Raw genomic sequence first — 26,212 nt, forward strand, 5'->3', positions numbered from 1 at the left:
TAGAAGGCCTGAAACCGGCGGCGTAGCAAGGAGATTATGCGCCACGGGACAGACCCAGCCCGGACGGATTTCGTCGTGACAACGCACGGCGAGCTGCCCGGTGCGGCGGAGTACGCGCGCGACAAGATCGACAAGGTCGCGCGGCTCATCCCCAGGCCGGTGCTGCATGCCCGCGTCAGGCTGACCAAGCATGGCGATCCGGCCGTGGAGCGAGCCGTCGTCGCCCAAGCCAATCTGGACGTCGACGGCCGGCTCATTCGCGCCCAAGCTCACGGCGTCACCGCGCGCGAAGCCGTCGATCGGCTCGAGGCGAGACTTCGGCGCCGGCTGGAACGTGCCGCTCAACACTGGGAGGCGCAACGGGGGTTGGTCAGCGATCCGCACGAGTGGCGTCACGAATCCGAGCCCACCGATCGACGGAGCTATTTCCCCCGGCCGGCGGCCGAGGTCCGCATCATTCGGCGAAAGTCGTTCGCGATGGCACCCGGTACGGTGGACGAGGCGGTCCTCGAAATGGACTTGCTGGACTACGACTTTCACCTTTTCACCGAGAAAGGCACCGGTGCCGTCGCGGTGCTCTATCGCGGTGGAACGACCGGTTACCGCCTAGCGCTGCTGGCACCGGGACTGGCGGACCAGCTGAGCCCGTTCGAACGACCCGTGACGATCAGTTCCCAGCCGGCGCCGTGTCTTACCGAAGCGCAGGCAGCCGAGCGCCTCGGCCTGCTGGACCTGCCGTTTCTGTTCTTCATCGACGCGGCGCCAGGCCGCGCCTGCGTCTTGTACCGCCGCTATGACGGTCATTACGGGTTGATCAGTCCGGCAGGCTAGCGTCCGGGATGTCGCCTGGTCCGAAGATATTGCGACAGTGCGGATTTGGACGATATCCAGTAGCGGTTGGTGCACTCTGATTCGTGCACGATACTTTGGTCGGTGCGGGTTATTGCCCGTCAGGTGTGCGGTCGGAATTGTGCCGAACAGGGAGTGAAGATGGCGGACTACCCGAGATGACCGAGCCGCGGTGGATCGACGTGCCCGGGCCGCCCGCGGACCTCAAGGCGCTCACCTGGGGCCCAGCCGACGCCCCGATCGCCCTGTGTTTACACGGCTTCCCCGACACGGCCTACGGCTGGCGCAAGATGGCCCCGCTGCTTGCCGCGGCCGGCTGGCGGGTCGTCGCGCCGTTCATGCGGGGATACGCGCCGTCGTCCATACCCGACGACGGCAGCTATCACGTGGGCGCGATCATGGACGACGCGCTGCGGGTGCGCGAGGCCGCCGGGGGCACCGACCGCGACGTGGTGATCGGACACGACTGGGGCGCACTTGCCGCCACTGGCCTGGCCGCGATGCCGAACAGCCCGTTCACCAAGGCCGTGATCATGTCGGTGCCGGTCTCGGCCGCCTTCCGTGGCCAGGTGAGCGAGCGCGCCCGGCTGGCCCGCCTGCTGCCGGGTCAGCTGAGGCGTAGCTGGTACATGTTTTACTTCCAATTGCCTTTGCTGCCTGAGCGTTCCGCGTCCTGGGTGCTGCCGCGGCTGTGGCGACGGTGGTCGCCGGGCTATCGCGGCGCCGAAGAGGACCTGCGTCACGTCGATGCCGCGATCGGAACACCGGAAAGCTGGCGGGCGGCGCTGGGGACCTACCGTGCCACGCTGCGCAACACCCGGCCGCCGCAGCGGTACGCCGAACTGAACCAGCTGTGGACCAAGGCGCCGATCCTGCCGTCGCTGTACCTGCATGGCCGCGACGACGGTTGTATGACTGCGGCGTTCGCGCACTGGACCGAAAAGGTGCTGCCCGCCGGCAGCGACGTCGCGATCATCGACCATGCCGGGCATTTTCTGCAGCTTGAACAGCCCGAGAAAATCGCCGAGCGGGTGCTGGCGTTCATCGGCTCACCCGGCTGACGCCATGCCTGCGCGCCGAATGGCGGCCGTTGATGCGCAGTTCTACTGGATGTCGGCCAAGGTCCCCAGCGACGAGTTCCTGCTCTATGCATTCGACGGCGCACCCGCCGACCTGGGTGGTGCTCTCGAAGAGGTTCGGCGCCGGGCTCAGGCGTGCCCCGAGCTGACGTTGCGGGTCGAAGATGGGTGCTCGCTGAGCTATCCACGGTGGGTGCCCACCACGGTGACGCCCGAGCAGGTGGTGTGCCACGACCTCGCGGATCGCAGTTGGCAGGCCTGCCTGTCGGCGGTTGCCGGTTTCGCCGACAGCCAGCTGGACCTTCGCCGGATGCCCTGGCGGGTCCACGTGTTCACGCCGGTGCTCGGCGTTGCGGGTGTCGAAGGCCCGGGCACGGTGGCGGTCCTGCAGATACCCCATGCGCTGGCCGACGGTGTTCGCGGAGCGGCGCTGGCCGCCTGGCTGTTCGGTCGGGCGGTGCCGGTGCCCGAGGTGCGACGGCCCTCGCCGGGGATTTTCGCGTGGCGAGCCGCCCGGGCGGCGTGGAGCCACCGCGGGCTGGTCCGCGATACGCGGGCGGGTCTGCTGGCACCGGGGGCCGGGACTCGCCCGGCGCTTGCCACCAATACCCGCCCCGACGGCGTCCGTTCGATGCGCACGCTGGTGCGCCATCGCTCGCAGCTGCGCGGGCCCAGCGTCACCGTCGCGGTGCTCGCCGCGGTCTCGACCGCGCTGTCGCGGTTGCTTCCCGACGCGACCGATATGTTGGGCGCGGAGGTTCCGATGGCCAAAACCGGTGTGCTGCAGGCGAATAATCATTTCGGGAACGTCGTCGTCGGTCTCTATCCGCAGCTGGAGCTGGATGCGCGGCTGGATCGGATCGCCACCGATCTGGCCAACGGCCGGCGCCGATTCGAACATCCGGCGACACGGGCGGGCGACCGGGCTTTCGCGACGGTACCCGCCCCGCTGTTGCGTTGGGGCATCTCACGATTCGACGCCGACGCCCGATCCGCACAGGTGCTGGGCAACACCGTGGTGTCCAGTGTCAACCGCGGGCCCGCCGATCTGCGGTTCGGGGATGCGCGGGTGGTGCTGACGGCCGGCTATCCGGGACTGTCGCCGTCGATGGGTCTGACGCACGGAGTGCACGGCATCGGCGAGACCGTAGCGATCAGCGTCCACGCGGCGGAGTCGGTCTTTCGATTCGGAGATGCCGACGTCGACGCCTATCTGGAGTTGCTGGACGCCGCGCTGTAGAGGCTACTGTGCGTCACCGGATCTCGCCGCTTGCTCGCGCGTCAGCCCGGCCGCGCCGATCAGCTCCTCGTGCCATTCGAACCACACGGTGTGGTAGGAGTCGATCAGGGGGCGGGTCAGCCAGGTGCTGTCGCCCGACTTGACTTTGTCCAGTGCCGCAACCAGTTTCACCGAATAGGCGGTCAGCCGGGGCAGCTGGGCCGCGACCGCTTCGATGATCGGCAGCACCCGGGCGTGTACGCCGTCCAAGCGGGCCAACACCGCCGCGTCGTACTCGGCGTCGTCGTGCGCGTTGGGTTTTCCGGCGGGGCCGCCCTTGAGCTGCCAGTCGGTGACGAGGGCTTTGAAATCGGCGTTCACGCTTCGGAAGTCGTCATAGGCGGCGGTCATCGCCGCCCCGTCGATGCCTTCGCGCTCCCGCGCGAGCAGAATGTCCAGCCGGTCGCGGCCGCTGGGGCTGATTCGCAACGTCGCATCACCGACCAGGAAACCCGAGTCGGTCAGCTGTTCGACGGCATCGTCGACGTCCTGGTTCAGCGTGGCGCTCAGGTCGGCCGGGCTGACCCGGCCCTTGAGTCGGACCGCTTGCAGCACGGCCAGTTCGGTCATCCGGTGGCCTGGCTCGACGATCGCAGCGCGGCCAGCATGACGATCAGCGGGGAGTCTGAAAGCACGTCGGTCTGGCCGCTGTCCAGGGCGGCGCGCACCGTGGCGTCGGCGGTGTCCGCCAGCCTGGGATGGTCGCCGCCGGCGTGCGCGCGCAGCGGACTGATCCGTCGCGCCAGGTCGGCGAGTTCGCGCAGTTCGGGCGTATCGTTCTCCGACCACGACGTCGGGGCCAGATCGCCCTCGCGCACTTCGCCTTCGTAGCCGTCGACGGTGATCTGCTTGCCGGCCAGCGTCGCCGCCACGCCGTTGCCGCAGCCCACCACCGCCACCCGGCCGAGTTCGCGGCTGACTACTGCCGCATGGCTGGCGGCCCCGCCGATCTCGGTGACGATGCCGTGGGCGGCCAGCATGCCCATCACGTCTTCGGGCCGGGTGTGGTCGCGCACCAGGATCACCTGCTCACCTCGGTCGGCGGCTTCCAGCGCCTCGTCGACCCGGGTGTAGGCCTTGCCCGACACCACGCCCGGACAGGCGGGCAGGCCTTTGGCCAAAAGTGGTGCGGCCAAACGTATTTCGGGTTGCAGCGCGGGCAGCAGCAGGGCCTCTACATGGGCCGGGGTGACCCGGCGCAATGTCTCGGTGGCGTCGATGAGCCCCTCGTGATGCAGCTGCAGCGCCAGTCGCACCGCGGCCTGCGCCGAGCGCTCGGCCGCCCGGGTCTGCAGCAGCCAGAGTTTGCCCTCTTCGACGGTGAACTCGATCTCCTGCACGTCGGACCCGAGCCGCTCCAGGGTGCGGGCGACGTCCATCAGCTGCTGGTAGACCGCCGGCTGCTCGTCGCGCAGCGCGGTGATCGGTTCGACGTCGACCAGCCCCGAGACGACATCGTCGCCCTGGCCGCCGGGCAGCCACTCGCCGAACGGCTCGTTGGCGCCGGTGATCGGGTTGCGTGAGAAGCATGCTCCGGCACCGGAATTGGCGCCGAGATTGCCGAACACCATGGCCTGCACCACCACCGCGGTGCCGCCGCGATCGTCGAGGCCGTAATGGTCGCGGTAGGCAACCGCGCGCGGCGAATTCCACGACGCGAACACCGCCTCGATGCCGGCACGCAGCTGCGCGTACGGGTCGGTCGGAACGGATTGCGATGCTGCGCCGACGATGCGCTGATACATGTCGGTGAATCGCAGCCGGGTGTCGTGGGCGAACTTCTCGGTCCCCGACGCCGCCAGCGCCCGCACCACGTCGTCGTTGAGGCCGACGTTCAGGATCGTGTCCATCATGCCGGGCATCGACAGGGTGGCGCCCGAGCGCACACTGACCAGCAGCGGGCGCGGGCCCCGGCCGAACGTGCGGGAGGTTACGGTCTCCAGCCACTTCATCCGGCGCAGCACGTCGTCCCAGATCGCGTCCAGGGTCGTCGCGGGCTCGGCCAGATACCGCAGGCCCACCTCGGTGGTGATGCAGAACGCGGGAGGCACCGGCAGGCCGTGCCGCTGCATGACCTCGATGCCGTGGCCCTTGTTGCCCAGGATCTCCCGCGGATGGTCCGCGTCGCCGTTCAGCAACACCACGGTGTGGTCGGTGGAGGTGGCCGCATGCCCGATGCTCTCGGGAGTGCTGTTGCCTCGTGCGATACGCGCCGTGGTGCACCCCCTCCTGGCTCGGCTGGTTTCGGCATACGCGGGAACGCCCGCTATGTTCCCACACGGATCGACCGCCACAGCCGCTCACCGCTGCTGTTATCCGATCCGGCCGATGATCTAGGTTTGCACGTATGACTCCCTATGACGTCGGATTACTGATCCTGCGGCTGGTCCTGGGCGTGACACTGGCCGCGCACGGCTACAACAAGTTCTTCGGCGGCGGCCGCATCCCGGGCACCGCGCGCTGGTTCGAGAGCATCGGCATGAAGCCGGGCAAATTTCACGCCACGGTGGCCGCCACCACGGAAATCGCCGCCGGGCTGGGGCTGGCGGCCGGGCTGCTCACGCCGATTCCGGCGGCCGGCTTTGTTGCGCTGATGCTGGTCGCGGCCTGGACCGTCCATCGCCACAATGGCTTCTTCATCGTCAAGGAGGGCTGGGAGTACAACCTGGTGCTGGCGCTCAGCGCGGTCGCAGTGGCCGCGCTGGGCCCCGGCCGGCTCAGCCTGGATTGGCTGATCTTCGGGATCAACAACCCGCTGATCGGCTGGAACGGCCTGCTGATCTCGGTCGGGCTCGGGCTGGCGGGCGGCCTCGGCCTGCTGCTGATCTTCTACCGCCCGCCGGCCAAGCAAGCCGGTTAGATCCCGAGCGCGCCCGGAAGCTTCTTGCGCTTGGCGTCGTAGAGCGCGGCGTCGGCGGCTGCGTAGAGCGCGGTGATGTCGGCGCCCACACCACTGTGCGACGCGGTGCCGATGCTGGTGCCCGGGGTGTGCAGGCGGACGTCGGCGAGAAATCGGTCGGAACTGCCCGGCGTCAGGTTCGCGTCCTCGGCGATACACACCGCGAATTCGTCGCCGCCCAGCCTGGCCAGAACGGCATTGGCGGGCGCCAGTTTTCGCCAGCACTGCGCGCGGCTGACCAGATGCTCGTCGCCGGCCAGGTGCCCGTGGGTGTCATTGATCGTCTTGAAGTTGTCGATGTCGAACACCATGACGGTGACGGTGATGGCTGCCGAACGGGACCGGTCCAGCAGGTCGGCGGTGGCGATCTTCCAACCCGCCCGGTTGAGCAGGCGCGTGAGGGGATCGGTGCACGCCGCGGCGACCAGGGCTCGCATCAGCAACCCGAACGACTCGGCGGCACCGGCGATCGCGATCACGAAGATGAATACATCGCCAGGAAGATCGGCGCGATCAGGCAGACGAACTCGGTGAGGATCGCGACGTGGAAGGCCATCACGATCGGGGTGGCCCCTTGCGGAGGGGAAAGAGGGTGAACGCCACGCCATAGGCGTAAAGAAAAGTCGTGCCGCCCAAGAAGATTCGCAGCAGCCGGACTTGCTCGCCGGCGTAGAAGCCGCTGCCGGCACTGGTATGTAGCCGCAGCCGATATCGCCGAGTGGATCGACGACCGAAAGGGCCTGGGACGTTAACGCCCATCCCGTCAACTCTCCTGGTCAGGCCCCCGTGATGCCGATGATCGGCCCATTGTGGCACTGCTCTTTTCAGCAGGCACGCCGGGGATGACCAGGCGGGTGTGCGGCCCCTAGGCGACCGCGGCGGTTTCGGCGGCCGCCACTTCGGCCGCGGCACGTTCGCCGGACCGGATCGCGCCGTCGATCCAGCCGCACATGATCGCCGAGCTTTCGGTTCCGGCCCAGTGGATCCGGCCGCAGGGCTCGCGCAGGGTGTAGCCGTACTCGGTCAACACGCCGGTGGGGGTGTGGCCGATCATCCCGCCTCCGGAGTAGCGGTCCAGGGTCCAGTTCTGTTCGTGAAATTCCCGCGGCGTCTTGGCTTTGTCGCCGAACCGGTCGACCAGTTCACCGATGACCACCGCTTTGCGCTCGGCCTCGTCGAGCATGGTGAGCCGGCGCGCCGCCGGCCCCTCGGTGATGACGCACATGATGCCCGGGTTTCCGGCGTCCGTGCAGGCGTCGATGGTCAAGGAGGCCGGCGAGCCCGGCGCGGCGGACTGGCCGGACAGTCCGTCGGCGCGCCAGAAGGGGTCGTCGTAGCAGACCGACGTCTTGATCACCGCGCCGCTTGTCACACGCTGGTGCAGAAATGCGCGGTCCACCGGCAACAGCGGCTCGTAGTCGATCGAGGTGGCGATCGCCAGCGGGATCGCGACGATGACCCGTCGCGCTCGCACCGCCAGATCGGCCGCGCTGACCGTCACGCCGTCGTCGTCCTGGCTGATCTGACGGACCGGCTGTGAAAGGTGTAGCGCCTCACCGAGTTCGGCGACCATCGGGCGATGCAGGGCGCCCATGCCGCCGACCGGGCGGGCATCCTGGGACCCACCCTTGCCCGAAATCGCGAAGGTGAGACCGCCGGCCGAAGCCGTCTGCAGCAGCCCCCACAGCAACGACGTCTCGGATGCTGCCGAGGTGTACAGGCCGGCGAAGGCCATGTCCAGCATCTGGGCGGCCTCGGAGGACATGGAATTCTTTTCGATCCATTGCCCAATGCTGATCCGGTCCCACTCGTGGGCCTTCTTCGCCTCCCATGGGGCTTCGCGCGGAAGAGCTTTGCCCATCTTCTCGATGCTGGCCAGTGCGAGCCCGAGGTTGGCGACCGCCCACGGGCTCACGGTCCACGGGATGGTGCCGCCGTAGCGGTGCTTTTTGCCACCGACGATCATCATCGCGTCGCCGTCGTTGTGCTGCTTGTATTCCCGCACCCCGAACTCATTCATCAACGCGTAGATCCGGTCCTGTCCGGGCCCGATCCACGCCCCGCCGCGGTCGACCCACACGCCGTCGTCACGGGTGACGGTGAAGGTGCGGCCGCCGACGCGGTCACGGGCCTCCAGCAAGGCCACCGAGTGCCCGGCTTGCTTCAGCCGCAGCGCTGCGGTCAAACCCGCGAAACCCGCTCCGACCACGCAATAATCGACGTCCGCCATGACCGCTCCTCGGTTGCCCTACCCCCGCTGAGCAGCAAACTACACCGGCCGGGCTGCGCCAGCGGCCGGTTCGCGCGGAATTCATGTCCCGGGCGCCGGCGGATAGGGCAGATCGGTGCTGGAGTGTGGGTCGACGTGCACCGGGTGCCCGAGGTACGGGAACGCCCGTTGCGGGCAGGAGGGCCGGTCACAGATCTTGCAGCCCGCGCCGATCGGCACGATCGCCCCGGCGCCGGTGAGATCGATACCGACGGAGTAGATCAGTTTCTCGGCGTGGGCCACGTCGCAACCGAGCCCGATCGCGAAAGTCTTATCCGGGCCGAGATAGCTGCTGGGTTCCGTCGACGTGGTCCTGGCGAGCCAGAAATAGGTGCGCCCATCGGGCATTTGTGCGATCTGAGTCATGAACTGGCCGGGACGCGAAAAGGCGTGGTGAACCACCCACAGCGGGCAGTTGCCGCCCACGCGTGAGAAGTGAAAAGCCGTGGCGGACTGACGTTTTGAGATGTTTCCCGCACTGTCTGTCCGGACGAAGATGAACGGGACACCCCGAGCGCTCGGTCGTTGCAGCGTGGACAGCCGGTGACAGACGGTTTCGAAGCCAACCTCGAAACGTCTTGCCAGCTGGTCGATGTCGTAACGCATGGCTTCGGCGGCCTCGAGCAATCGCTGGTAGGGCAATAAGAGTGCGCCCGCGAAGTAGTTGGCCAGCCCGATGCGCGCCACCCCTCGCGCATCGTCGCTGAGCTGGTCGTCGCCGTCGATGAGCTGTGCGATCAGCTCGGCCTGGGTGAGCAATGCAATTTGGGTTGCCAACTGGAAGGCGCGTTGGCCCGGATGCAGCCACCGGGCCAGATACAAGGTCTTCGACTCGGCGCGAAACAGGCGTTTCGAGTTGGGATTCAAGACCTGGCCATCGTCGATGATCACGGTCACGCCGAGCCGGTCGCGAACGAACTCCGCCAGCTGGCTGTCGAGTCCGCCTGTGTGCAAACCGTTTTGGTTGAACAGGCGCTCGGCCGCGACGTCGAGATCCCCGATGTAGTTCTTGCGGTCGTAGAAGAAGTCCCGGACTTCTTCGAAGGGCATCGGCTGTGAGGGTGCCGCGGATGTCTCGGCGCTGGCCCGGCTGTGCAGCGCTTCCAGGTCGGCCGTGGCGTCGTGCAGGCGCCGCTGCAGATTGACCAGCGTCTGGCCGACCTCCGGCATGCGCGCGACGAGCTCCTCGATTTGGCCGGCCGTCGCGGGTCCTGCGGCGAAGATCTCGCGCAGATCCGCGACCAGCCGGGCATCGGACTCGGGTGCGAAGTACTGATTCGGCAAGTCGAATCGCTCGGTAAGCGTCAGCAGCACCGGTACCGTGATCGGGCGCTGGTCGTTTTCCAGCTGGTTGACGTAACTGGTCGACAATCCGAGGGCGCGCGCCAGCGCTACTTGAGTCAGCCCCTGCTCCTCGCGCAGCCGGCGTAGCCGCGCACCCGCGAACGTCTTCGCCACCTACAACAGGGTACGCCCACCGCCTTTCACAAAATTCGCAAAATCGCCGGGGTCGGGACGCAAAATTACGCTCTTTTAGGGGATTTACCGCGTTTCTTCGGCTGCGTACTGTGCGATTTATGCGCATCCACGACGTGCGAACCCGGCGTAGCGCCGACGACTTCCCCCGCCGCGAGCACCTGGCTTTCAAGATTGCCGAGGTCGCGGCGGACCCGGTCGCCGTGCCCGCGGAGACCGCGGAGATGGTCATCAACCGCATCATCGACAACGCTGCCGTCAGCGCCGCCTCGGTGATCCGCCGGCCGGTGGCCACCGCTCGGGCCCAGGCGCTGGCGCATCCGGTCCAGCGCGGGGCGCGCGTGTTCGGCGTGACGGGCGCTTATTCGACCGAGTGGGCGGCCTGGGCCAACGCCGTCGCGGTGCGCGAGCTGGACTTCCATGACACGTTCTTGGCCGCGGACTACTCCCATCCCGGCGACAACATTGCGCCGCTCGTTGCCGTCGCTCAGCAGCTCGATGTGCGGGGCGCCGACCTGATCCGCGGTTTGGCCACCGCCTACGAGATCCAGATCGACCTGGTCAAGGGAATCTGCTTGCACGAACACAAGATCGACCACGTCGCGCATCTGGGTCCGTCGGTGGCCGCGGGGATCGGGACGATGCTGCGGCTGGACACCGAGACCATCTATCAGGCGGTCGGGCAAGCGCTGCACCTGACCACGGCCACCCGGCAATCCCGCAAGGGCCTGATCTCCAGCTGGAAAGCCTTCGCGCCGGCGTTCGCGGCGAAGGTGGCCATCGAGGCCGTCGACCGCGCGATGCGTGGGGAAGGCGCCCCGGCGCCCATCTGGGAAGGCGAGGACGGGGTGATCGCCTGGCTGCTGGGCGGTCCCGACCACACCTATCAGGTGCCGCTGCCGGAACCGGGTCAAGCCAAGCGCGCGATTCTGGACAGCTACACCAAGGAGCATTCCGCGGAGTACCAGAGCCAGGCGCCGATCGACCTGGCCCGCCGGCTGCGTGACCGAGTCGGCGATCTCGAGCAGGTCGCGACGATCGTGCTGCACACCAGCCACCACACCCACTACGTGATCGGCACCGGCTCGGGTGACCCGCAGAAGTTCGATCCGGACGCCTCCCGGGAGACGCTGGATCACTCGCTGCCCTACATCTTCGCGGTCGCACTGCAGGACGGCAGCTGGCACCACGAGCGTTCATACGCTCCCGAGCGAGCCCACCGGCCCGACACCGTCGAGCTGTGGCACAAGATCTCCACCGTCGAGGATCCGCAGTGGACTCGTCGGTACCACTCGAACGACCCGGCCGACAAGGCTTTTGGGGCGCGCGCGGAGGTGACGCTGAAGAGCGGAGAGGTGATCTGCGATGAATTGGCGGTGGCCGATGCCCATCCGCTGGGGGCCCGGCCGTTCGCGCGCGAGCAGTACGTCCGCAAGTTCACCGAGCTCGCCGACGATGTCGTGGAACCCGCTGAGCAGCAACGGTTCTTGTCTGCCGTCGACTCCCTCGCCGATCTGAAGGGCGGCGCGCTGGGGGCGCTGAACGTGGTGGTCGATTCGCGGGTGCTGGACAAGGCGCCGGTGATTCCGTCGGGGATCTTCCGATGATCGACTCCTCGTCCAGTGCCGCCGACAAGCGCGTGGCAATGCGCGCGAGCCTGGAAAGTGGCCGGCTGCAGCGGCTTCCGGGTGCCTTCTCGCCGCTGGTGGCCAAGGCGGTCGCCGAGGCGGGCTTCGAAGGTGTGTACGTGTCGGGTGCCGCGCTGGCGGCCGATCTCGGGTTGCCGGACATCGGCCTGACGACGCTGACCGAGGTGGCGGGCCGGGGCTCGCAGATCGCCGCCGCCGTCAACCTGCCGACGCTGATCGACGCGGACACCGGATTCGGCGCGCCGCTGAACGCCGCGCGCACGGTGACGGTCCTGGAGGACGCCGGACTGGCCGCATGCCACCTCGAGGATCAGGTCAACCCGAAGCGTTGCGGCCATCTGGACGGCAAGGCCGTCGTCGCGGCCCAGGACATGGTAAAACGCTTGCGCGCAGCGGTATCCGCGCGGCGCGACCCCAACTTCGTCATCTGCGCTCGCACCGATGCTGTTGGCATTGAGGGTCTGCCCGCCGCGATCGACCGTGCGCGTGCTTACGCCGACGCCGGCGCGGACATGATCTTCACCGAAGCGCTGACCGAGGTGGCGCAGTTCGAGGCCTTCCGTGCCGCGGTCGACGTTCCGTTGCTGGCCAACATGACCGAATTCGGCAAGTCGCCGCTGCTGAGCGCACGCCAACTGGCCGACCTCGGCTACAACGTCGTCATCTACCCGGTCACCACGTTGCGGCTGGCGATGTTCGCCGTCGAAGCGGGCCTGCGTGAAATTGGTTCTTCGGGAACGCAATTCGATCTGCTGGATCGCATGCAACACCGCAGCCGGCTGTACTCGCTGCTGAGTTACGAGGACTACAACGAATTCGACACCGATACTTACAATTTCAGCTTTGAAGGGAACCAGCCATGACCGCGCCGACCGCTGACATCAAGAAGGGCCTCGCCGGTGTGGTGGTGGACACCACCGCCATCTCGAAAGTGGTGCCGGAGACCAATTCGCTGACTTATCGCGGATATCCGGTCCAGGATTTGGCCGCGCACTGCAGTTTCGAGCAAGTCGCATTCCTGCTCTGGCGCGGCGAGCTGCCCACCGACGCGGAGCTGGCGCTGTTCAGCCAGCGCGAACGCGCCAGCCGCCGGCTCGACCGCTCGATGCTGTCGCTGCTGACCAAGCTGCCCGACAATTGTCATCCGATGGATGTGGTACGCACCGCCATCAGCTTTTTGGGTGCCGAGGACCCCGAGGAGGACGACGACTCTGCGAACCGGGCCAAGGCGCTGTGCATGCTCGCGGTGTTGCCGACCATCGTCGCGGTGGACATGCGGCGCCGGCGCGGGTTGGCGCCGATCCCGCCGCACAGCGCGCTGGGCTACACCGAGAACTTCCTGCAGATGTGTTTCGGCGAGGTGCCCGAGCCGGCGGTCGTGCAGGCCTTCGAGCAGTCGATGATCCTCTACGCCGAACACGGCTTCAACGCCTCGACGTTTGCCGCGCGGGTGGTGACGTCGACGCAGTCGGACATCTACAGCGCGGTCACCGGGGCCATCGGTGCGCTCAAGGGTGCGCTGCACGGTGGTGCCAACGAGGCGGTGATGCACGACATGATCGAGATCGGCGAGCCGGGCAACGCGCGGGAGTGGTTGCGCGGCAAGCTCGCCCGCAAGGAGAAGGTCATGGGCTTCGGGCACCGGGTCTACAAGAACGGTGACTCCCGGGTGCCGACGATGAAGGAGGCGTTGAACCGCGTCGCCGCGACGCGCCCGCACTCTGGTGGACAGCGCTGGCTGGACATTTACAACGTCCTGGAAGCCGAGATGTTCGGCGCCACTGCCATCTTGCCCAATCTCGACTTCCCGACCGGCCCGGCGTACTACCTGATGGGATTCGATATCGCCTGCTTCACGCCGATCTTCGTGATGAGCAGGATCACCGGGTGGACGGCTCACATCATGGAGCAGGCCGCGTCGAACTCCTTGATCCGCCCGTTGAGTGCGTACTCGGGACGCGAGCAGCGGGCACTGGCCCACAGGTGAGCGCCTAGTCCGTCGGCCCGCCGTATTGCCAGACCAGGCTGTGGTCGCCGGTCATGGTCGGGTTGCACCACATCGTCCGGCCGTTGGCGTCCTGCGTGGTGGAGTGCAACACCGTGCACGAATCTCCCGCTGCGGGGACCTGACCGCAAGCGACGCCGACGCCGAGTGCTGCGGCCAGCACGCTCGCCAGCGCCGCGGCCGGTATCAGGAACCGAAGTCTGCTCATGACGGACATCTCCTAAGCAGGTGCCAAGCCATCACGCTAACCGCCGGAGAACCCGGGGGCAAAGGATGTCATCCGCGATCCGCAACACGGTCGGCAGGTTCTAGGGTGTGAAACCATGGGATTTCTCCGACCCGAACTGCCGCAGGTCGACATCGACGAGTGGAGCAAGCTGTCCCGCAGCGAAAAGATCCGCCCGATGGCCCGACATTGGGCCGAGGTCGGGTTCGGCACGCCGGTCGTTCTGCATCTGTTCTACGTCGGCAAGATCTTGCTTTACATCCTGTTCGCGTGGTTGTTGGCCGTGCCGACCACTCGCGGGTTGGCGTTCACCGACGTCATGTCGTGGTACGCCGAGCCGATCGTGTTCGAGAAGGTCGTGCTGTACACGATGCTCTTCGAGGTGATCGGGCTGGGCTGTGGCTTCGGGCCGCTGAACAACCGGTTCAACCCGCCGCTGGGCTCGATCCTGTATTGGCTGCGGCCCGACACCATCCGGTTGCCGCCGTGGCCCCAGCGCATCCCCGGGACCAAGGGCACCGCCCGCACGCTGGTCGACAACGCGCTGTACGGCCTGTTCTTGCTGGTGACCTTCCTGACGTTGTTCGCCGACGGCACCGGCCCGATACCGGAGCTGGGCACCCAGATCGGGGTGATTCGCCCGTGGCGGATCGTGCTGATCCTGGTGCTTCTCGGGATCCTGGGACTGCGCGACAAGGTGATCTTTTTGGCCGCCCGCGGTGAGGTATACGCGACGCTGTCGGTGACGTTCCTGTTCGGCGGTGTCGACATGATCGTCGCCGCCAAGCTGGTGTTCATGGTGATCTGGGTCGGCGCCGCCACCTCCAAGCTGAACAAGCACTTTCCGTTCGTGATGTCGACGATGATGTCCAACAACCCGGTGTTCCGGCCCCGGTTCATCAAGCGGATGTTCTTCGAGAAGTTCCCCGACGATCTGCGGCCCGGACGGTTGTCGCGCGTATTCGCCCACGTGAGCACCTTCGTCGAGATGTGTGTGCCCATCGCGCTATTCGTCGGGCACGGCGGCTGGTGGACCGCGGTCCCCGCAGCGATCATGGTGATCTTCCACTTCGGCATCCTGTCGGCGATCCCGATGGGCGTGCCGCTGGAGTGGAACGTGTTCATGATCTTCGGCGTCTTCGCGCTGTTCGTCGGCCACACTCACACCGGACTGACCGACCTGAAAAACCCTGTCCTGGTTGGGCTTTTCATCGCGTTCATCGCCTCAATCGTGATCGCGGGCAACCTGTTTCCGCGCAAGATCTCGTTCCTGCCCGGCATGCGCTATTACGCCGGCAACTGGGACACCACGCTGTGGTGCATCAAGGCATCGGCGGACAAGAAAATCAACCACAACATCGTCTCGATCGCCAGCATGCCCGCGGCCCAGCTGGAGAAGGTGTACGGCAAGGAACGCGCCCAGATCCCGATGTATCTCGGATATGCGTTCCGCGCCATGAACACTCACGGCCGGGCGTTGTTCACCCTGGCGCACCGGGCGATGGCCGGTCAGAACGAAGACGACTATGTGATCACCGACGGGGAGCGGATCTGCAGCACCGCGATCGGATGGAATTTCGGCGACGGCCACATGCACAACGAACAGCTGATCGCCGCGATGCAGCAGCGCTGCGGCTTTCTGCCCGGTGAGGTGCGGGTGGTGCTGCTCGACGCCCAGCCGATCCACAAGCAGACGCAGGCCTACCGGCTGGTGGACGCCGCGACGGGCGAATTCGAACGCGGCATAGTCAAAGTCGCGGACATGGTCACCCGGCAGCCCTGGGACGACCAGGTGCCGGTCCAGGTGCTGTCCGGGTCCGAGCGGGAGACAGAGGCGGACGAAGAGCCCGAAGAGCCCTCAGAAAGTGAAAGTTCGCGAGCGTAACGCCACGGCGAGATTTCGCTCGGTAACTCGCCGTGGCGTTACGCTCGGCGAGTCTTAGACTCCCGCGCGCACTTCCTGCGCCGCGGCGACCATGTTCTGCAGCGACGCGGTTACCTCGTCGGTGTTGCGCGTTTTGAGGCCGCAGTCGGGGTTGACCCACAGCCGCTCCGCGGGCAGAGCCTGCAGCGCGGCCCGCAGCGACTCAGCCATTTCGCCGGAGCTGGGCACCCGCGGCGAGTGGATGTCGTAGACGCCCGGGCCCACGCTGTTGGCGAAGCCGACCGCGTTGAGATCGTCGAGCACCTCCATGTGCGAGCGCGCTGCCTCGATGGACGTGACATCGGCATCCAGGTCGGCGATCGCGCCGATCACCTCGCCGAACTCCGAGTAGCACAGGTGGGTGTGGATCTGAGTCGAGTCGGCGACGCCCGAGGTGGCTAACCGGAAAGACCCGACGGCCCAACGCAAGTAGTCCTCCTGATCGGCCCGGCGCAGCGGCAGCAGCTCACGCAGTGCGGGCTCGTCGACCTGGATGACCGCGATGCCGGCGGACTCCAGATCCACCGTCTCGTCGCGGATCGCCAGTGCCACCTGGTTGGCGGTGTCGGCCAGCGGCTGGTCGTCACGGACGAACGACCACGCCAGGATCGTCACCGGGCCGGTCAGCATGCCCTTGACCGGCTTGTCGGTCAGGGACTGCGCGTATTTCGCCCACTCCACCGTCATCGGCTGCCGGCGGATTACGTCGCCATAGAGCACCGGCGGCCGCACGCAGCGGCTGCCGTAGGACTGCACCCAGCCGTTCTTGGTGGCGAAGAAGCCGTCCAGCTGCTCGGCGAAGTACTGCACCATGTCGTTGCGCTCGGGCTCACCGTGCACCAACACGTCGAGGCCGAGCTGCTCCTGCAGCGCGATGACGTCAGAAATCTCCTGTTTCATCCGCCGGTCGTACTCGGCCTCGTCGATCTCACCGGCGACCAGCGCGGCGCGCGCCTTGCGAATCTCGACGGTCTGCGGAAACGACCCGATCGTGGTGGTCGGCAGCGGCGGCAGGTGCAGCCGCTCGTCCTGGCTGACCCGCCGTTGTGCGGCGTCGCCGCGGTGGGTACCGGTCGCGACGATCTCTTCGATGCGGGCCCGGACCCGGTCGTTGTGCAGCCGCGGATCCTTCTTGCGGGAGGCGACGGCGGCGTTGGATGCCTCGATCTGCGCGGCGACGGCGTCGCGGCCCAGATGCAGCGCACGGGACAGCGTCACCACCTCGGCCACCTTCTCCTGCCCGAATGCCAGCCAGCTGCGCAGCGCGTCGTCCAGGCCGGTCTCCGGCTCCAGCGAATACGGCACGTGCAGCGTGGAGCATGACGTCGACACCGCGATGTTGGCGGCCGAACCCAGCAGCGATGCCAGTTTGCTCAGTGCCGCTTGCAAGTCGGTCCGCCAGATGTTGCGTCCGTCGACGATGCCGGCCACCAGGGTCTTGTCGGCCAGCTCGGGCACTGCGGCGATCGCCGTGTCGGCGCCGTACACCAGGTCGACGCCGATCGCCTCGACGGGCGTGCGGGCCAACGCTGCGAGCGACTCGCCGGGGTCACCGAAGTAGGTGGCGACGTAGATGGCGGGCCGGTTGCTCACCTTGCCTAGCGCGTTGTAGACCGCTTCGGCAAGCGCGGGGGCGTCGGGCGAGATGTCGGTGACCAGCGCCGGCTCGTCGATCTGTACCCATTGCGCGCCTCCAACAGACGGGTCGGCGAGCAGGCTCAGCAGCTCGGAGTAGATTCCCACCAGCTCCTGCAAGCGCTCGATCGGCGCGCCGCCACCGTTGACGCCCTTGCTCAGCAACAGAAACGTGATCGGACCTATGACGACCGGGCGGGCCGGAATCCCTTGCCCGAGAGCTTCTTTCAGCTCAGAGAGCACCTTGTCCGGGTTCAGCGTGAACTTCGTCGCGGGTTCGATCTCGGGAACGATGTAGTGGTAGTTGGTGTCGAACCACTTGGTCATCTCCAACGGCGCGACATCGGCGTTGCCGCGGGCGGCGGCGAAGTAGCGGTCCAGGTCGTCGGGAACCTGTGCGGCCCGGGCCGGCAACGCGCCCAGCATGACCGCGGTGTCGAGCATTTGGTCGTAATAGGAGAAGGTGTTCACCGGCACCGAGTCCAAACCGGCTTCGGTCAGGGCCGTCCAGGTGTCGCGGCGCAGGGTGGCGGCGACTTCTTCGAGTTCCGCGCGGCTGGTTCGGCCTTTCCAATAGCCCTCGGTCGCGCGCTTGAGTTCGCGTTTCGGGCCGATGCGCGGAGAACCGACGACGGTTGCGGTAAATGGTTGGGAGGTCACGATATTCGTCCTTCAATCGACGTGGTGGTCACCGCCGGCGGACGTACAGCCACTCCAACAGCGGTTAGCACCTCTTTTTCTTGAAGCACTAACCACCAACGGCTGCAGCCTAACGCCCATTCCACGAGGCGATGAGCCGCCGGACGCGGCGCGCCCGGCACAGCTGGCAGGTCTCCGGACTCGCAGGCGCGCACCCACTGGTGCTCCTAGTGGCCGTCGCTTCCCAGTCGTGAGACCAGTGCCTAGGTGACGGCGGTCGTTCCTGCATACCGTTGCGGGACAGTCCCGGATTCCCACCGGGTTCCCTCTCACGAAGCATGGCTAACGTTGCTTCGCTCGATGCCCGCGCCTTGCGGCGCACGCAAACCAGTTGCGAGATGAAGTTTAGTCAGCCCGCCAATGCCTCGGCGACCGGGACGTCTCCGTTGTTGAATTCGATGGTCCGCCGGATCGTCGAATCGTCGGAAAGCGCGGCGGCCACGACGAGCGCGACATCGGCACGGGATACCTCACCCGTGCCCTCTTCGCCGACAGTAATGCGCCCGGTCGCTTCGTCCAGCGTCAGCCGGCCGGGACCGAGCACCGTCCAGTCCAACTGGCTGGCCCGCAGGTGCTCGTCCGCGGCGGCCTTGGCCTCCGCGTAGGCGAAGAATGGATCATCCTGCGGTACACCATGATCCGGACCCGCACCGAAGTAAGACACCATCACAAACCGCGGGACGCCCGCCTGGCCGGCGGCATCGATCACCCGGATCGCGGCGTCCCGGTCGACGGCAAAGGTACGCGCCGGATTGCCGCCGCCCGCGCCGGCCGAGAAGACGACCGCGTCGTGTCCGGCCATCTGCTCGGCCAGCGCGTTGGTGTCCAGCTGCTCGATGTCGGCAACCACCGGTTCGGCGCCGGTGGCGGCGACATCGTCGGAGTGGTCGGGATTGCGGAAGACGGAGGTCACTTGCTCGCCTCGTTCGCTCAGGATGCGAGCCAGCTGCAGTGCCACCTTGCCGTGTCCGCCGAAGACGATGATGCGTGCCATGCTTCGACGGTACCGACGTCAGGTCCGATGGTGGCGACCCGACTACGCCCTATGGTGGCGCCCCTAGAGCTTGATCTTGCCCATGATGATGTCGATGATCGGCTTACCCGGCGCGTAGGCACCGGTCATGGAGGCCATCGTGTGTCCGGAGTCGACCAGCAGGGTGATACCGCTGACGCCGCAGGCGGCCTCGCTGTTGAGGAACGCCATCACGTCGCCCATCTGCTCGGGCGTGTGCACCTTGGCGCCGGTCTCGTCGCGGTAGTCCTGGGCGAAGGACAGCCACAGGTCCGCGTTGGCCTGGGCCAGGGGCGTGTCGGTCGGCCCGGGGCAGATCGCGTTGATGCGAATTCCCTTCTTCGCCAGCGGGTAGCCCTGGGTGGCCACGTAGGTGTTGATCACCTTCTTGCTGGTTCCGTAGTGGTTGATCCCGTCGGCCTCGTGCGCCTGGCACCACGCCTCGGCCGCGGCGAAGTCCGGTGTCTCGAGGAATTCCAGCATCAGGTCCAGGTCGTTCTCCCAGCCCATGCCGGCGACCGAGGAGATGAAGCAGATGGCCGAACCGTTGGGAAGCTGGTTCTTCTCGAGCAGGCGGTCGATCAGGTGGCGGTGGCCGATGAAGTTGATCTTCATCAGGTCGATCGTGCCGTCGGCGACGCCGGCCGCGGAGAACACCGCGTGGATGGGACCCGTGATCTGGTCGAGAGCGGAGTCGATCGAGGCGGGGTCGCGCAGGTCGACCTGCACGGACTGGGCAACGTCGTAGTCCACGGGCGCGTAATCCAGCACGATGACCTCGGCACCGAGCTCGGCGGCTGACTTGGCCGCCGCGGCGCCCATGCCGGTGGCGCCCCCGACCACGAGAGCGCGCTTGCCGTCGTAGCGCAACCGATCGACAATGGTCATGGAAATCCCCTTCTCGGATAATGCCAACGCGGTTCTAACTGCTCAACTGTATGGGTAACAGTTATTTGGTTCAATACCGGGGCCGTATTGAGTTGGCCGGTCTTACTTGCCCCGGACGGCGGCGCCGCGCAAAACGGTGTCACGGATGTGCACCAGCGCCGGTCGCTTTCCGATCTCGCGCAGAATGTTCTCCGGAATCCACTGCAGGCTGATGACGCAGCGCGCCAGCATCGCGGTCGACGGGGCGTCGATGCCGATCTCGCCGGAGCGGATGCCTTCGGAGAGCAGCGATTTCATCTGCCGTAGCCGGGTGGGATACGACCAGCCGGGATTGGCGGTCGGTGGTGTTTGCCGCATCCACGCCAGCTGAATGCGGAATTCGTCGGAAAAGCGATCCAGAGCATTGACGTTGATCCAGCTCAACGCGTCCAGCTTCTCGATGAGGGAGGAATCCGAGCGCAGCACGCTGACCCAGCCGGCCTCGACCTTCTGACCGAACGACATCATGATCGAGTCGAGAAGTTCGTCCTTGGAGCCGATCACCCGATACACCGTGCCGGTACCAAGTCCCGCCGCCGATGCGATGTCGCGGATCGTGGTGGCTTCATAACCCTTGCGGCCGAACTCGGTTCGTGCCACGGCGCGGACATGGGCGGCCTTGTCGCTGGGATCGGCGTCGATGTCGTCGGCCCACGATTCGATGACGGCGCTGGCCGCCGAAAATGCATTGGACCGATCCAACGCCGCATCGGTGGGCGGCCGGGCGGCCAAGCCCCGCAGGATGATTCGGCACAGCAGCTCCGCCACCTGGTCGGGGGGAGAGTTATGCCGCATGACGTCCAGCCCGACCTGCAGCATGGTCTGGCAGATACGGTCGGCCAGCGTGGGCAGATCGATGTCCGGCTTGATGTAGCCGCTCCACCTGCCGGCGCGCAGTGTTTGCACCATCGCCGCTTGCACCGCGACGGACTGATTTCGGGTCAGGTTCATCAATTCGGGGTCCGCGCTCGGTCCCTCGTAGAACGACATCTGCAGCGCGGCGCGATGATGCACGGCGCAGTTGGCTACCGCCGATCCCAGCTCGATGATTTTGTCGGCGGGCGGTCGCGAATCGGGTTCGTCCAGTCGCGCCTGGGCCCGCTCCCCGATGCGGTGCAGATCGTCCTGATAGCGCCGGATCAGCTCGATGAGGATCGCTTCTTTGGATTCGAAATGGTGATACAGGCTTCCAGGCAGAATTCCCGCCGCGTCGGCGATCTCCTGCAACGACGTCCGCAATCCCGAGGATGCGATCAAAGATGCGGCGGTCTGCAGGATCTCGGTGCGGCGCGTCCCGGAATCGTCCGGCTGATCCAGGCGATCGGTGGCCGCCCGCTTTCCCTTAGCCAAGGGTTCGGCTTTGGCCATGGCTAACGGTGCATATGTTGAGAGGACTGCGACCGGGCCGCGCTGCGCATTCGTCCTCCTGCCGAACCAAATCGTTGTTAAAGGCTATCAGATTGGCCGTCGGGAACCGGCTCAAATGCGCTGCTAACAGCGGTGACCCACCCAGTCTAAGGCCCTAGAGCCCGGGACCGTCCCAACTGTCCACCGCGATCACCTCGGCGAGGGGGCGCCGCGGGGCGGGGGAGAAGGTCTGCCCGGCCCGCAACCGGCCTACGGGCAGCAGGGCGCCCTGGACGAAGGTCGGCGGAATCCCGAGCAGTTCGGACACCTCGTGTTCGTGGTGCAGGTGCAGGGTTGTCACGCAGGTGCCGTAGCCGCGGGTGTGCAACGCGAGCTGAAAATTCCACACCGCGGGGAAGATCGAGCCGTACAGGGTGGCCAGGTGAAACGACTCGTCGCCGTCGATGCGCGGCAAGTAGGGCTCATAGCTTGGGATTACCAGCAGCGGCACCTTCGCCATGTTCTCGACCAGCCACTCCGTCGACGACATGAGCCGGCTTTCGGGCGTCCCGGCCGGCAGCAGGTCGGCGAGCAGTTGGCCGCCGACTCGTTTCAGATATGCGTCGCGGTACAACTCGGCGATCTGCTGCCGCTTCGCCGGGTCGGCGACCACCAGCCAGCGCCAGGCCTGCGAGTTAGAGCCGTTGGCCGCCTGCAGGCCGATGCGCAGGGATTCGCGAATACACTCGAGGTCGACGGGCGCGTCGAGGTCAAGCGTCTTGCGTGCGGAGCGGGTGGCGGTCAGCAGGTATTCGATCTCCATCAGGTGCTCCTGTTCGCAAGGCGCGCACCGAGTTCGGTGAGATACCGGTCGGATCCGCCGAGAAGTGCGCTCCAGCTCAGCAGTCGCTTGAGGTACAGGTGCGCATCGTGTTCCCAGGTGTAGCCGATGCCGCCGAACACCTGGATCGCGGTGTCGCCGACGGTGGCCAGTCGTCCGGCGAATGCTTTGGCCCGAAGGGCGGCGAGATGGCGTTCGTCGGATCCAAGCGCGTCGGCGGCCCACAGCGCGTGCACCACACCACTGCGGGCCAGTTCGACGGTCTCGTACATATCGACGCACAAGTGCTGGACCGCCTGAAACGACCCGATGACCTGACCGAATTGCTTTCTGACTTTTGCGTATTCGACGGCGAGGTCCATCACGGCCCGCGCGGCACCCAGCGCGTCGGCGGCCGTGGCGATCAGCAGGTCGTCGATCACCGCCGCCACGTCGTCGGGTGTGGCTGTGGCCAGCCGTTGCCCTGGTGTGTTGTCGAGCCGGACGCGAAACTGTTTGCGGGTCTGGTCGATACCGCGCTCGGGTTGCACGGCAAAGCCGGGGGAGTCGGTGCGCACGGCGAAAAGACCTGTGCCGCTTGATCTTTCGGACAGAACCAGCACGACGTCGGCCGCCGCGGCGTCGGACACACCGCCGAGTTCGCCGCGCAGCAGTCCGTCGTCGTCCGCCGCGACGTTCGCGAAGTCCAGGAAGCTGACCGTGGCGATGATCGTTCCGTCGGCGATTCCGGCCAGAATCGTTGCGGCAGCGTCGTTGTCGCACAGCCGGGTCAGGGTGCGCGGCGCGGCGACGGCCGTCGACAGCCAGGGCCCCGGGTGCAGGGCGGCGCCCAGCTCTTCGGCCACGACGCCGGCCTCGACCATCGTCATCCCGGCGCCGCCGTGTTCCTCCGGCACCAACAGGCCGGTGGTACCGAGGTCGGCCAGGCCGCGCCAGACCGCGTCGTCGACACCGGCCGGATCGTCGAGCAACTCGCGCACGTGACCCGAAATCGGTGCCTTGTCAGCAAGAAAGCGCCGGGTGGTGTCGCGCAGCGCGACCTGTTCGTCGGTGAGTTCGAGGTTCATTTGCGCGGCAATCCCAATACGCGTTGGGCGGTGATGTTCTTGTTGATCTGGCTCGTTCCGCCGGCGATGGTCAGCGAGCGTGAGGTGAGACGGTAGTTCGCCCACGCGGCGTTGGTGCCGCGGGTACCCAGCACGTCGAAGGCCAGTGCGGCCATGTCCTGCCCGATCTCACCCCACACCGTCTTGGCGAGGCTGGCCGATCCGACCGCTGTTATTTCTGACCCGCCGTGCAGCGTCGCCGAGATGGACCGCTGGCAGAGCACCTCGAGATACTTGATGCGCAGCCCGATTTCGCCGAGGCGCCTCAGCGTCACGGGGTCGTCGAGTCCGTCGCTGTGCGCGGCGATGTCGTCCACGAGGTCTTCGAGCCGGACCTGCATCTCGGCGTACAGCCGTGCGGCGCCGGCGCGTTCGTGACTGAGCGTGGTGGTGGCCACCTGCCAACCGCCGTTGAGCGGCCCGAGCAACGCGTCGGCCGGCACCCGCACGTCGTGAAAGAACACTTCGGCGAAATCCGTGTCGCCGTTGAGCGTGACCAGCGGACGGACCTCGATGCCGGGCAGCTTCATGTCGAGGATCAGGCAGGAGATGCCCTGGTGCTTGGGGACATCGGGATCGGTGCGCACATACAGCTGGCACCAGTTCGCCCGATGCCCGAGCGAGGTCCAGATCTTCTGACCGTTGACGACGAAGCCGTCGCCGTCACGCACCGCCCGGGTACGCAGCGAGGCGAGATCGGATCCGGCCTCGGGTTCCGACATGCCCTGGCACCAAATGTCGTCGGCACGCATCATCCGGCGCAGCAGCGTCGTCTTCTGGTCTTCGCTGCCGTACTGCATGATCGCGGGAGCGATGTTGTTCATCCCAATGACATTGAGCGGCATGGGCGCCCGCGCGCGGGTGGTCTCCTCGGTGTAGACGAGCTGCTCGAGCACCGTCGCCCCACGGCCGCCGTATTCGCGCGGCCAGGACACGGCGGCCCAGCCCGCGTCGGCCATCGTCGCGTTCCAGGTGCGCATCATCTCGAAGGTCGCGTCGTCGCGTCCCAGGTTCCGGCGGGCGGCCACCAGCTCGTCGGTGAGGTTTGCCGACAGCCACTCGCGCAGCTCGACGCGGAACTGTTCCAATTCCGCCGGATAGGAGAAGTCCACTGTTCCTTGACTCTGGTCGTGGCTAACTGCGACTTTAGCCCGGACTTTACGGTGGAGCATTTTTTTGGTCAACAACCTCCAGGCATAACGGCTCCCATTTCGTTGACTGTCGTCGAGCCGCACCTTACGGTGGAACAGATATTTGGTCAGCAGGTCGGAGGTGGGGTGGCGGACGACGCTGGTGCCGAGCGGTTGCAGGCCCTGGGCATGCTCGCCTCCGCATTGGCGGGCCGGGCAATCGCGGTTGCCGGGCTGTCACCCGGTGAGCCGGCCTGGACGGACGGTAAGGCGATTTACGTCGATGCCGGCGCCCCTGCCCGCCCGAAACTCGAAGCCATCGCGGTACAGGCGTCGATGATCGCGGCCGGCAGCCTGGAGCCCGACGTGGTGGGCTCGTTGGTGCACCACCCCCGGCTGGCCAAGCGCTACCTCGCGATCGAGAGCCACCGCGCCCTGGTCGCCAATGAGCATTTGCTACCAACGGTTTTGGCGTCGTTGGGCAAGCGCGACATCGCGAGTCGCAGCGACTCGCCCGCAGCGTCGCTGGCCCTGGCCGCCGGGCGGGCTCCGGTCGCCGACCCGCAGCCCGCCTTCGGCGTGATCCGTGCGGCCAAGGTGATGGCCGCGTGCGCCCGGGTGACCAAACAGGACGAGCAGGCCAGTGCTGGGCATGTCCCGCGCAGCCGCGGCCCGCGCGAGCTGGCGGAGCTCGACGACGGCGAGGTGGACGACTCCGACGATCCTGACCTTTTCACCAGCCCGGTCGGTGGCGGCGGCTTCATCGGCAAGTGGCTGAAGAAGATGTTGTCGTCGGCCCGCAAGACCGGCAGCGGCGGCGGGCCGCCCGGCGCGGACGCCCCCACGCATCGCACCAACTCCGCTAAGCGCGGCCTACATGCCGTGTCGTCGCTGGCCTCGACCGTGAGCGAGGAGATCAAAGACGAAGAGGCCGCGGCCGACGGGGTGCGGTATCCGGAATGGGATGTCGCGCGCAAGCGCTATCGGCCCGCCTGGTGCACGGTCCGGGAGGTCGAGCCCGAGGTCAAGGTCTCGGCGACCCAGGCGATCGACGCCGCCGTCGGGGTACGTCGGCCGCTGTCGCGGCTCGGCATGGGACTACACCGTCGCCGCCGGCAGTCGCAGGGCGACGACATCGACATCGACGCCGCCGTCGAAGCCCGCGTCGAGATACGGGCCGGATCGGTCCCCGACGAGTCGGTGTACTCCGATAGCTTGCGGCGCCGGCGCGACCTGTCGGTGTTGCTGCTTCTCGATGTGTCGGGGTCGGCGGCCGAGCCCGGCACGCTCGGGCGCACGGTGCACGAACAGCAGCGCGCCGCGGTCGCGAACCTGACCGTCGCGCTGCACGACCTCGGTGACCGGGTCTGCCTCTACGCCTATTACTCGCAGGGGCGCACGGCGGTAACCATGGTGCCGGTCAAGCGATTTGACGACCCTCTCGACGCCCACATCATCAGGCGGCTCAACAGCCTGGAACCCGGTGCCTACTCCCGGCTCGGAGCGGCCATCCGGCACGGCTCGTCGGTGCTGGAGGTGCGCGGCGGCACCTCCCGGCGACTCCTGGTGGTGCTATCCGACGGCCTCGCCTACGACCACGGCTACGAGCGGGCCTATGGTGCCGCCGACGCCCGGCGCGCGCTGACCGAGGCACGGCGCCGGGGGGCCGGTTGCGTGTGCTTGACGATCGGCGCCGGCACGGATGTGGCGTCGTTGCGCCGGGTGTTCGGCAGCACCGCACACGCCACGATCGCGCGCCCCGATCAGCTGGCCGGGGTGATCGGACCGCTGTTCCGATCCGCGTTGCGCGCGGCGGAGGTGCGCCGGAGGGTGAGCGCCTGATTGGGGCGGCTTCGCGCT

At 66.9% G+C, this 26,212-nt stretch carries 21 protein-coding genes, 1 pseudogene and 1 riboswitch; of the genes and pseudogenes, 9 read left to right on the forward strand and 13 right to left on the reverse strand.

Annotation, left to right across the window (positions count from 1 at the left end; translation table 11 throughout):
• Positions 1-36: 36 nt before the first annotated feature.
• The 3 genes from AC5Y5O_RS18890 to AC5Y5O_RS18900 all read left to right on the forward strand — a co-directional run bounded on the left by AC5Y5O_RS18890 (position 37) and on the right by AC5Y5O_RS18900 (position 3,168).
• Positions 37-831, forward strand: a complete 795-nt coding sequence (locus AC5Y5O_RS18890) for a sigma 54 modulation/S30EA ribosomal C-terminal domain-containing protein (RefSeq protein ID WP_500026645.1) — start codon at positions 37-39, stop codon at positions 829-831.
• Positions 832-1,007: 176 nt separating this feature from the next.
• Positions 1,008-1,910 carry an alpha/beta fold hydrolase gene (locus AC5Y5O_RS18895; RefSeq protein ID WP_500026647.1) on the forward strand — a complete coding sequence of 301 codons (903 nt, stop codon included), beginning with the start codon at positions 1,008-1,010 and terminating at the stop codon, positions 1,908-1,910.
• A 4-nt stretch (positions 1,911-1,914) separates the two neighbouring features.
• Positions 1,915-3,168 carry a WS/DGAT/MGAT family O-acyltransferase gene (locus AC5Y5O_RS18900; protein ID WP_500026650.1) on the forward strand — a complete coding sequence of 418 codons (1,254 nt, stop codon included), beginning with the start codon at positions 1,915-1,917 and terminating at the stop codon, positions 3,166-3,168.
• 3 nt (positions 3,169-3,171) lie between these two features.
• Here AC5Y5O_RS18900 and AC5Y5O_RS18905 read toward each other — a convergent pair whose 3' ends face one another.
• On the reverse strand, positions 3,172-3,777 hold the full coding sequence (locus AC5Y5O_RS18905; RefSeq protein ID WP_500026656.1) for a MarR family transcriptional regulator: 606 nt from the start codon (positions 3,775-3,777) through the stop codon (positions 3,172-3,174).
• A complete protein-coding gene (locus tag AC5Y5O_RS18910) occupies positions 3,774-5,384 on the reverse strand; it encodes a pyruvate, phosphate dikinase (RefSeq protein WP_096291325.1) in 1,611 nt (536 codons plus the stop codon). The genes AC5Y5O_RS18905 and AC5Y5O_RS18910 overlap by 4 nt, the downstream gene beginning before the upstream one ends.
• A gap of 170 nt (positions 5,385-5,554) precedes the next feature.
• Between AC5Y5O_RS18910 and AC5Y5O_RS18915 the strand changes: the two genes are divergently transcribed.
• On the forward strand, positions 5,555-6,067 hold the full coding sequence (locus AC5Y5O_RS18915; protein ID WP_096289751.1) for a DoxX family protein: 513 nt from the start codon (positions 5,555-5,557) through the stop codon (positions 6,065-6,067).
• Here the strand turns inward: AC5Y5O_RS18915 and AC5Y5O_RS18920 are convergent.
• The 3 genes and pseudogenes from AC5Y5O_RS18920 to AC5Y5O_RS18930 all read right to left on the reverse strand — a co-directional run bounded on the left by AC5Y5O_RS18920 (position 6,064) and on the right by AC5Y5O_RS18930 (position 9,833).
• Positions 6,064-6,811 (reverse strand): annotated as a pseudogene (locus AC5Y5O_RS18920) (GGDEF domain-containing protein). The gene AC5Y5O_RS18915 and the pseudogene AC5Y5O_RS18920 overlap by 4 nt on opposite strands.
• Positions 6,812-6,971: 160 nt before the next feature.
• Positions 6,972-8,336, reverse strand: coding sequence for a flavin monoamine oxidase family protein (locus AC5Y5O_RS18925; protein WP_500026661.1), 1,365 nt, complete (start codon positions 8,334-8,336; stop codon positions 6,972-6,974).
• An 81-nt stretch (positions 8,337-8,417) separates the two neighbouring features.
• Positions 8,418-9,833 (reverse strand): short-chain fatty acyl-CoA regulator family protein, encoded by a 1,416-nt coding sequence (locus tag AC5Y5O_RS18930; protein WP_500026663.1) that lies wholly within the window; start codon positions 9,831-9,833, stop codon positions 8,418-8,420.
• Positions 9,834-9,952: 119 nt separating this feature from the next.
• On the opposite strand from AC5Y5O_RS18930, the gene prpD reads away from it, so the two are divergent.
• From prpD to AC5Y5O_RS18945, 3 genes are read left to right on the forward strand one after another with little or no spacing between them, the layout of a single operon-like run.
• On the forward strand, positions 9,953-11,458 hold the full coding sequence (prpD, locus tag AC5Y5O_RS18935) for a 2-methylcitrate dehydratase PrpD (protein ID WP_500026666.1): 1,506 nt from the start codon (positions 9,953-9,955) through the stop codon (positions 11,456-11,458).
• Positions 11,455-12,363 carry a methylisocitrate lyase gene (gene prpB, locus AC5Y5O_RS18940; RefSeq protein WP_096289747.1) on the forward strand — a complete coding sequence of 303 codons (909 nt, stop codon included), beginning with the start codon at positions 11,455-11,457 and terminating at the stop codon, positions 12,361-12,363. Before prpD ends, prpB begins: the two co-directional genes overlap by 4 nt.
• Positions 12,360-13,487 carry a bifunctional 2-methylcitrate synthase/citrate synthase gene (locus AC5Y5O_RS18945; RefSeq protein WP_500026673.1) on the forward strand — a complete coding sequence of 376 codons (1,128 nt, stop codon included), beginning with the start codon at positions 12,360-12,362 and terminating at the stop codon, positions 13,485-13,487. Before prpB ends, AC5Y5O_RS18945 begins: the two co-directional genes overlap by 4 nt.
• A 4-nt stretch (positions 13,488-13,491) precedes the next feature.
• Here the strand turns inward: AC5Y5O_RS18945 and AC5Y5O_RS18950 are convergent, their stop codons facing one another.
• Positions 13,492-13,713: a hypothetical protein gene (locus tag AC5Y5O_RS18950; protein WP_500026675.1), complete on the reverse strand. Its 222-nt coding sequence runs from the start codon at positions 13,711-13,713 to the stop codon at positions 13,492-13,494.
• A 115-nt stretch (positions 13,714-13,828) separates the two neighbouring features.
• On the opposite strand from AC5Y5O_RS18950, the gene AC5Y5O_RS18955 reads away from it, so the two are divergent.
• On the forward strand, positions 13,829-15,616 hold the full coding sequence (locus AC5Y5O_RS18955; protein WP_500026678.1) for a DUF3556 domain-containing protein: 1,788 nt from the start codon (positions 13,829-13,831) through the stop codon (positions 15,614-15,616).
• A 54-nt stretch (positions 15,617-15,670) separates the two neighbouring features.
• Here the strand turns inward: AC5Y5O_RS18955 and metE are convergent, their stop codons facing one another.
• From metE to AC5Y5O_RS18990, 7 genes are all read right to left on the reverse strand, one after another.
• Positions 15,671-17,950: a 5-methyltetrahydropteroyltriglutamate--homocysteine S-methyltransferase gene (gene metE / locus AC5Y5O_RS18960; RefSeq protein WP_096289744.1), complete on the reverse strand. Its 2,280-nt coding sequence runs from the start codon at positions 17,948-17,950 to the stop codon at positions 15,671-15,673.
• A gap of 148 nt (positions 17,951-18,098) precedes the next feature.
• Positions 18,099-18,336: riboswitch (cobalamin riboswitch) on the reverse strand.
• A 2-nt stretch (positions 18,337-18,338) separates the two neighbouring features.
• A complete protein-coding gene (locus tag AC5Y5O_RS18965; protein ID WP_500026683.1) occupies positions 18,339-18,983 on the reverse strand; it encodes an SDR family oxidoreductase in 645 nt (214 codons plus the stop codon).
• A gap of 63 nt (positions 18,984-19,046) precedes the next feature.
• Positions 19,047-19,889 (reverse strand): SDR family oxidoreductase, encoded by an 843-nt coding sequence (locus AC5Y5O_RS18970; protein ID WP_096289742.1) that lies wholly within the window; start codon positions 19,887-19,889, stop codon positions 19,047-19,049.
• A 102-nt stretch (positions 19,890-19,991) separates the two neighbouring features.
• Complete coding sequence (locus AC5Y5O_RS18975; protein WP_096289741.1) at positions 19,992-21,296, reverse strand: TetR/AcrR family transcriptional regulator; 1,305 nt, start codon at positions 21,294-21,296, stop codon at positions 19,992-19,994.
• Between the two features lie 154 nt (positions 21,297-21,450).
• Entirely contained in the window at positions 21,451-22,098 is a 648-nt protein-coding gene (locus AC5Y5O_RS18980; RefSeq protein WP_500026689.1) for a nitroreductase family protein, read from the reverse strand.
• Positions 22,098-23,183 (reverse strand): acyl-CoA dehydrogenase family protein, encoded by a 1,086-nt coding sequence (locus AC5Y5O_RS18985; protein WP_500026691.1) that lies wholly within the window; start codon positions 23,181-23,183, stop codon positions 22,098-22,100. Before AC5Y5O_RS18985 ends, AC5Y5O_RS18980 begins: the two co-directional genes overlap by 1 nt.
• Positions 23,180-24,394 carry an acyl-CoA dehydrogenase family protein gene (locus tag AC5Y5O_RS18990; RefSeq protein WP_500026694.1) on the reverse strand — a complete coding sequence of 405 codons (1,215 nt, stop codon included), beginning with the start codon at positions 24,392-24,394 and terminating at the stop codon, positions 23,180-23,182. Before AC5Y5O_RS18990 ends, AC5Y5O_RS18985 begins: the two co-directional genes overlap by 4 nt.
• 105 nt (positions 24,395-24,499) lie before the next feature.
• On the opposite strand from AC5Y5O_RS18990, the gene AC5Y5O_RS18995 reads away from it, so the two are divergent.
• Complete coding sequence (locus AC5Y5O_RS18995; protein WP_500026696.1) at positions 24,500-26,194, forward strand: nitric oxide reductase activation protein NorD; 1,695 nt, start codon at positions 24,500-24,502, stop codon at positions 26,192-26,194.
• Positions 26,195-26,212 lie beyond the last annotated feature (18 nt).

It is taken from the genome of Mycobacterium sp. NGS40 (genome assembly GCF_059812735.1).

Coding starts and splice junctions, on each gene's coding strand:
- AC5Y5O_RS18915 (WP_096289751.1), top strand. CDS start 5,555: ATGACTCCCTATGACGTCGGATTACTGATCCTGCGGCTGGTCCTGGGC.
- AC5Y5O_RS18890 (WP_500026645.1), top strand. CDS start 37: ATGCGCCACGGGACAGACCCAGCCCGGACGGATTTCGTCGTGACAACG.
- AC5Y5O_RS18950 (WP_500026675.1), bottom strand. CDS start 13,713: ATGAGCAGACTTCGGTTCCTGATACCGGCCGCGGCGCTGGCGAGCGTG.
- prpB (WP_096289747.1), top strand. CDS start 11,455: ATGATCGACTCCTCGTCCAGTGCCGCCGACAAGCGCGTGGCAATGCGC.
- AC5Y5O_RS18980 (WP_500026689.1), bottom strand. CDS start 22,098: ATGGAGATCGAATACCTGCTGACCGCCACCCGCTCCGCACGCAAGACG.
- AC5Y5O_RS18900 (WP_500026650.1), top strand. CDS start 1,915: ATGCCTGCGCGCCGAATGGCGGCCGTTGATGCGCAGTTCTACTGGATG.
- AC5Y5O_RS18925 (WP_500026661.1), bottom strand. CDS start 8,336: ATGGCGGACGTCGATTATTGCGTGGTCGGAGCGGGTTTCGCGGGTTTG.
- AC5Y5O_RS18975 (WP_096289741.1), bottom strand. CDS start 21,296: ATGGCCAAAGCCGAACCCTTGGCTAAGGGAAAGCGGGCGGCCACCGAT.
- AC5Y5O_RS18985 (WP_500026691.1), bottom strand. CDS start 23,183: ATGAACCTCGAACTCACCGACGAACAGGTCGCGCTGCGCGACACCACC.
- AC5Y5O_RS18970 (WP_096289742.1), bottom strand. CDS start 19,889: ATGACCATTGTCGATCGGTTGCGCTACGACGGCAAGCGCGCTCTCGTG.
- AC5Y5O_RS18905 (WP_500026656.1), bottom strand. CDS start 3,777: ATGACCGAACTGGCCGTGCTGCAAGCGGTCCGACTCAAGGGCCGGGTC.
- prpD (WP_500026666.1), top strand. CDS start 9,953: ATGCGCATCCACGACGTGCGAACCCGGCGTAGCGCCGACGACTTCCCC.
- AC5Y5O_RS18990 (WP_500026694.1), bottom strand. CDS start 24,394: ATGCTCCACCGTAAAGTCCGGGCTAAAGTCGCAGTTAGCCACGACCAG.
- AC5Y5O_RS18895 (WP_500026647.1), top strand. CDS start 1,008: ATGACCGAGCCGCGGTGGATCGACGTGCCCGGGCCGCCCGCGGACCTC.
- AC5Y5O_RS18965 (WP_500026683.1), bottom strand. CDS start 18,983: ATGGCACGCATCATCGTCTTCGGCGGACACGGCAAGGTGGCACTGCAG.
- AC5Y5O_RS18945 (WP_500026673.1), top strand. CDS start 12,360: ATGACCGCGCCGACCGCTGACATCAAGAAGGGCCTCGCCGGTGTGGTG.
- AC5Y5O_RS18955 (WP_500026678.1), top strand. CDS start 13,829: ATGGGATTTCTCCGACCCGAACTGCCGCAGGTCGACATCGACGAGTGG.